Source organism: Pseudomonas onubensis (assembly GCF_965653655.1).
GTDB lineage: Bacteria > Pseudomonadota > Gammaproteobacteria > Pseudomonadales > Pseudomonadaceae > Aquipseudomonas.
The window spans coordinates 1-851 of the sequence record NZ_CBFHAZ010000216.1; the positions used below are offsets into that span (position 1 = coordinate 1).

Annotated in this window: 1 protein-coding gene; it reads right to left on the reverse strand. The window is 53.9% G+C overall.

From position 1 onward, the window contains the following. The coding region (locus tag ACTD9P_RS29625; RefSeq protein ID WP_438870420.1) for an IS110 family RNA-guided transposase at window positions 1–851 on the reverse strand (851 nt) is incomplete at both ends.

Sequence of the window (851 nt, forward strand, 5' to 3'; positions counted from 1 at the left end):
TCACTGGCCAAAACCAAAGCCGTGTCGATTCCTATGGTTGGGATTGCGGTCAAATCCACGCCCATGACCTTGTTCAGTGCGCGATGCAAAATCAGTTGCTGCTCATTTGAGCGGTGTGGGTTGCGCAGTGTTTTACTGGGCGGGACAACATCCGCCTGAAGCACTGGAAGTCGTTCCAGTGCGTGAGCAATGGCTTGGTCGCACTCACCAATTTGCTTTTCCAGAAAATCATAAGCCGCCAATTCCTGGCTCAGCGCATGCAAATGCTCGGCTCGCCAATTACCCCGCAAGCTACGGGCGACGGTGGCCTGGTCGGCTTTGACACGCTTGTCTCTGAGCATGGCGAGCACTTCGGGATCTCGTTCGCCCCCAACGATTGCTCGCAAAATGCTCATACCCGTCACCCCGGCAATGTTGCTGATGACCTGAGCCAACTGGATGTTCATTTGGACCAGCGCCTTTTGCATCCGATTAAGCGCTTTGGCTTGGTCACGAACTTTATTACCACGCTGACGGACCAGTGAACGCAGTGAGCACACTTCGTCCGAGGGCCGAAAAGCGCCTCTCAGCAGGCCGTGCGTCATGAGCTGAAGGATCCACTGGCAATCAAGTACATCGGACTTTCGACCGGTTATCTGCCGCGTTGCCCGCGAATTAACCAGATAGACCTTGAAACCTCTTCTATCCAGTATTTCAAAAAGCGGGATCCAATAAACCCCGGTTGCTTCCATCGCCACCATCTTGACGCCCATGGATTCAAACCAATCGGCCATGGCGTGCAAATCGTCGGTGAAGGTTGAAAACCTTTTAACCGGGTCAGCGCATTTGGTCGGATCAACGGCGGCCAAATG